Consider the following 4,859-nt stretch of genomic DNA (forward strand, 5'->3'; position numbering starts at 1 on the left):
CCCCTACCCGGCCGCGCGGACAGACCCAGCGCCGCGGGTCGAAACCACCCAGGGTTGGAGCAGTCCATGACCGTCACCCCCGGACCGCCCCGCGTCGCCGGTGCACCGCCGCGCCGGACACCGGCGCAGACGCTGCGCCGGCCGGTCGCGCGCCGGCCCTACCCGCCGGACAGCTTCGCCGGCACGGACAGGCCCGGCGGCCGGTCGGGTGCCGGCCCGACCACACCGACCTGGCGGCCGGGCCGGCACCCGGCGGCCTTCACCGGGCCGGAGCTGGCCGCCTGCGTACGCGCGGTGCGGGAGCCGGTGCACCTGCTGGCCGTGCCCGGCCGGGGCGTCGGTCTGGGACTCGGCGGCGACGTGGGCGCCGGGGATCCCGCCGGAGCGCCGGTGGTGGGTACCCTGCCGGCGCTGTACCCGGAGTGGCTCGGTGACCGGTCCTTCGCCGTGGCACACGGCGTGCGTTTCCCGTACATCGCCGGGGAGATGGCGACCGGCATCGCGACCACCGCGATGGTGACCGCGATGGCCCGCGCCCGGATGCTCGGTTTCTTCGGGTCCGGCGGCCTGGGGCTCGACCGGATCGAGAAGGCCGCCGCCACCCTCGCCGAGACACTCGCCGGCGAGCCGAACTGGGGCGTCAACCTGCTGCACTCGCCGGGCGATCCGGCGCTGGAGAACACCACCGCCGCGCTGCTGCTGCGCCACGGGGTGCCGTGCGTGTCGGCGTCGGCGTTCATGTCGATCACCCCGGCGGTGGTCCGCTGCGCGGCGACGGGGCTGCGCCGCACGTCCGACGGGCGGGTGGAGCGCCGCACCCGGGTGTTCGCGAAGATCTCCCGGCCCGAGGTCGCGGAGCAGTTCATGTCGCCGCCGCCGGGGGAGATCCTGCGCGCCCTGGTCGACGCCGGGGAGATCACCGAGGTGGAGGCGGAGCTCGCCGCGGGCCTGCCGATCGCCGAGGACATCACGGTCGAGGCGGACAGCGCGGGGCATACCGACGGTCGGCCGATGGCCGTCGTCGTCCCGGTGGTGCAGGCGGTGCGGGACCGGGTCGTCGCCCGTTTCGCCTACCCGCGGCCGGTGCGGGTGGGAGCGGCCGGCGGGCTGGGCACGCCGCAGGCGGTCGCGGCGGCCTTCGCGCTCGGTGCCGCCTACGTGCTCACCGGCTCGGTGAACCAGGTCAGCGTCGAGTCCGGCCAGTCCGAGGACGCCAAGGCGATGCTCGCCGGCGCCGACCTGGCCGACGTGGCGCTGGCGCCGGCCGCGGACATGTTCGAGCTCGGCGCCAAGGTGCAGGTGCTGGCCCGGGGATCGATGTTCGCTCCCCGGGCGGGCCTGCTGTTCGAGGCGTACCGCCGGCACGACAGCCTGGAACAGCTCCCCCCCGAACTGCGCGCGAAGCTGGAGCGCGACCTGTTCGGCATGCCCCTGGACGACGTCTGGGCCCGCACCGCCGCGTACTGGGGCGAACGCGACCCCGGCCAGGTGGAACGGGCACTGGTCGATCCCAAGCACCGGATGGCGCTGGTGTTCCGGTGGTACCTGGGGAACTCCGGTCGGTGGGCGCTCGCCGGCGAGCAGGGCCGCCGCACCGACTACCAGATCTGGTGCGGCCCGGCGATGGGCGCGTTCAACCGGTGGATCGCCGGCAGCTTCCTCGCGCAGCCGGCCGAACGCGGCGTCGTCCAGATCGCCCTGAACCTTCTCGAAGGAGCGGCGGTGGTCACCCGCGCCCATCAGGTGCGCAGCTTCGGGGTGCCCGTGGGTGTCGCTCAGTTCCCGCCGCGCCGGCTGTCCCTCGGCGCCCACGGCTGAACCTCGGCGCCCACGGCTGACCTCGCGGTCGGCCGGTCTGGAAGGAGACACGGACAAGATGTCACGAACGGACTCCCCGCCCCAACCGCCGATCGCGGTCGTCGGAGTGGGTGCCATCATGCCGGGCTCGACGGACGCCGCCGGGTTCTGGAACTCCATCGTCCGCGGCGAAGATCTGATCACCGAGGTGCCGCGCTCCCACTGGCTGGTCGAGGACTACTACGACCCGGACCCGGCCGCGATCGACAAGACCTACGTGCGCCGCGGCTCGTTCCTGCCGACGATCGACTTCGATCCGGCCGAGTTCGGCATCCCGCCGAGCACCGTCCCGGCCACCGACACCGCGCAGCTGTTCGCCCTGCAGGTCGCCGACCAGACGTTGCGCGACGCCCTCGGCGACGCGTACGACACCGCCGACCGTGGCGGCATCGGCTGCATCCTCGGCAGCGGGAACCTGGAGCTGCTCAGCGAGATCGACCTGCGGCTGGGCCGCCCCATGTGGTTCAAGGCACTGCGCGAGCTCGGCTACTCCGACGCCGATGCCCTGCGGACCTGCGACTACGTGCTCAAGGACTATCCGCAGTGGCAGGAGGCCACGCTGCCCGGCGGCCTGGGCAACATCGTCGCCGGTCGGATTGCCAACCGGCTCAACCTGCACGCGGTGAACTACACCGTCGACGCCGCGTGCGCGAGCTCCCTGGCCGCGGTGTCGGCCGGCGTGAACGAGCTCGTCCTCGGCCGCGCCGACATGATCATCTCCGGCGGCGTCGACGCCCTGAACAACCCGTGCACGTTCGTCAGTTTCTGCAAGACGCCGGCGCTGTCGCCGACGGAGGACTGCCGGCCGTTCTCCGCACAGGCTGACGGCACCCTGCTCGGCGAGGGCGTCGCGATGGTCGCGCTCAAGCGCCTCGACGACGCCCGCCGAGACGGCAACAAGATCTACGCGGTGATCCGCGGGATCGGCTCGTCCTCGGACGGCCGGGGTGCGGCGATCTACGCCCCGGCGCCGGGCGGGCAGATCAGGGCGGTCCGCGCCGCCTACGCCGACGCCGGCTACGGGCCGGCGACGGTCGAGCTCGTCGAGGCACACGGCACCGGCACCGTCGTCGGGGACCGCACCGAGGTCACCGCGTTGACCGAGGTGTTCGGCGCCGACGAGCGTGCGGGCGATCGCCGGTGCGCGCTGGGCTCGGTCAAGTCGCAGATCGGGCACACGAAGTCGGCGGCCGGCGCGGCCGGACTGGTCAAGGCCGTGCTCGCCCTGCACCACCACACCCTGCCACCGACGATCAAGGTGACTGAGCCGAACGCCGACCTGGCGCTCGACTCCAGTCCCTTCTACCTCAACACCGTGTGCCGTCCCTGGGTGCGTCCCGCCGACCATCCGCGGCGGGCCTCGGTGTCGAGCTTCGGGTTCGGCGGCATCAACTTCCACATCGCGCTGGAGGAGGCGCCCGCCCACGCCGGCAACGGGTCCGCCGCGCCCGCGCCTCGCCCGCCGAGGGCGGCCGGCAGCGAGCTGATCCTGTTCGGTGCCGAGTCTCCCGAGGAGATCGTCGCCGCGTTGCGGGCGATCGACACCGCCCGGCCCCCCGTGGGGATCGCGCGGGCGAGCCGGCGCGAGTTCGACCCCCGCCGCCCGGTCCGCCTCGCCCTGGTCGCCGGCTCCGCGGAACAGCTCGGCACCCGGATCGACCAGGCCGCCAATCTGATCGGCCAGCGGCCGCGGGAGCCGTTCACGAACCCGCGCGGTCTGCACTATGCGGTCACCGCCGATGCGGTCACCGCCGACGAGTCCGGCACCGGCATCCCGCCCGTGCCACCGCCGTCGGCGGCCCCGCCGGCGTTCCTGTTCCCCGGCCAGGGCAGCCAGTACGTCGGGATGGGCACGGACGTGGCGCTGCGATACCCCGCCGCGCAGGAGGTCTGGGACCGCTTCGGCGGCCTGCGTTTCGGCGGCACGCCGTTGCACCAGGTGGTGTTCCCGCCGCCGACCTTCGACGAGGCCGAGCGCGCCGCCCAGCAGAGCACGCTGACCGCCGCCGAATGGGCGCAGCCGGCGATCGCGCTGCACTCACTGGCCCTGCTCGCGGTCCTTGACGGGTACGGGGTGCACCCGCGATGTGCGGCCGGGCACAGCTTCGGCGAGCTGACCGCCCTGTGTGCCGCCGGCGTCCTCGACGCCGAGTCGCTGATCATCCTCGCCCGCCGGCGCGGCGAACTGCTGCGCAACACCACCGAGCGGGCCGGCGGGCGGATGCTCGCCGCCGTCGCCTCGAACGACGACGTCGCCGCGGCCCTCGACGGGCTGCCCGACCCGGACGTGTGGGTAGCCAACCGCAACGCGCCGAAGCAGCTTGTGCTGTCCGGCGCCGCGGCCCCGCTGGAGACCGTCCAGGGCAAACTGGCCGCCGAGGGCATCGCCACCCGCTGGCTGGAGACGGCCACCGCCTTCCACAGCCCCCTCGTCGCCGCCGCCCGTGACCCGCTGCGCAAGGTGCTGGACGGCATCGAGATCCACCCCGCGCGGTTCGGCGTCGTCGCGGGTGCTGACGGCCGGCCATACCCGGACGATCCGGCGCTGATCCGGGAGCGGATCGTCGACCAGCTCACCGCCCAGGTGCTGTTCGTCGACCAGATCGAGACCATGTACGCCGACGGCGTGCGGACCTTCGTCGAGGTGGGCCCCGGTGGCGTTCTCACCGGCCTGGTCAACCAGATCCTCGACGGCCGGGAGCACCTCGCGATCAGCCTGGACCGCCGGGGCCAGGACGGCGACGCCATGCTGCAGTCCGCGCTCGGTCAGCTTGCCATCCAGGGCACCCAGCTCACCTTCGACGACCCGCCACCCACCCCGGTCGGTGCGCGGCGACGGAAGCCGGTGATGACGATGCGCATCGACGGATCCAACTACGGCCGCAACTACCCACCGCCGTTGGACGAGCCGTCGCCCAATGGCGACCACGCACCCCGCTCCGCCGCGACCGCCGCTCCCTCAGCTGCCGCGGTGGCCACCCCCACGGTGCCGGCCCCGGCGA

The 4,859-nt window shown here is 73.8% G+C and carries 2 protein-coding genes; both read left to right on the top strand.

The genetic code is table 11. The features are described from left to right. Positions 1-66: 66 nt before the first annotated feature. Positions 67-1,818: a PfaD family polyunsaturated fatty acid/polyketide biosynthesis protein gene (locus NBZ85_RS27650; protein ID WP_261562929.1), complete on the top strand. Its 1,752-nt coding sequence runs from the start codon at positions 67-69 to the stop codon at positions 1,816-1,818. A 58-nt stretch (positions 1,819-1,876) separates the two neighbouring features. Next, the coding region (locus NBZ85_RS27655; protein ID WP_261562931.1) for a type I polyketide synthase at positions 1,877-4,859 on the top strand (2,983 nt) is incomplete at its 3' end.

This window comes from Frankia tisae, from assembly GCF_025403405.1.
GTDB classification, from domain to species: Bacteria; Actinomycetota; Actinomycetes; order Frankiales; family Frankiaceae; genus Frankia; species Frankia tisai.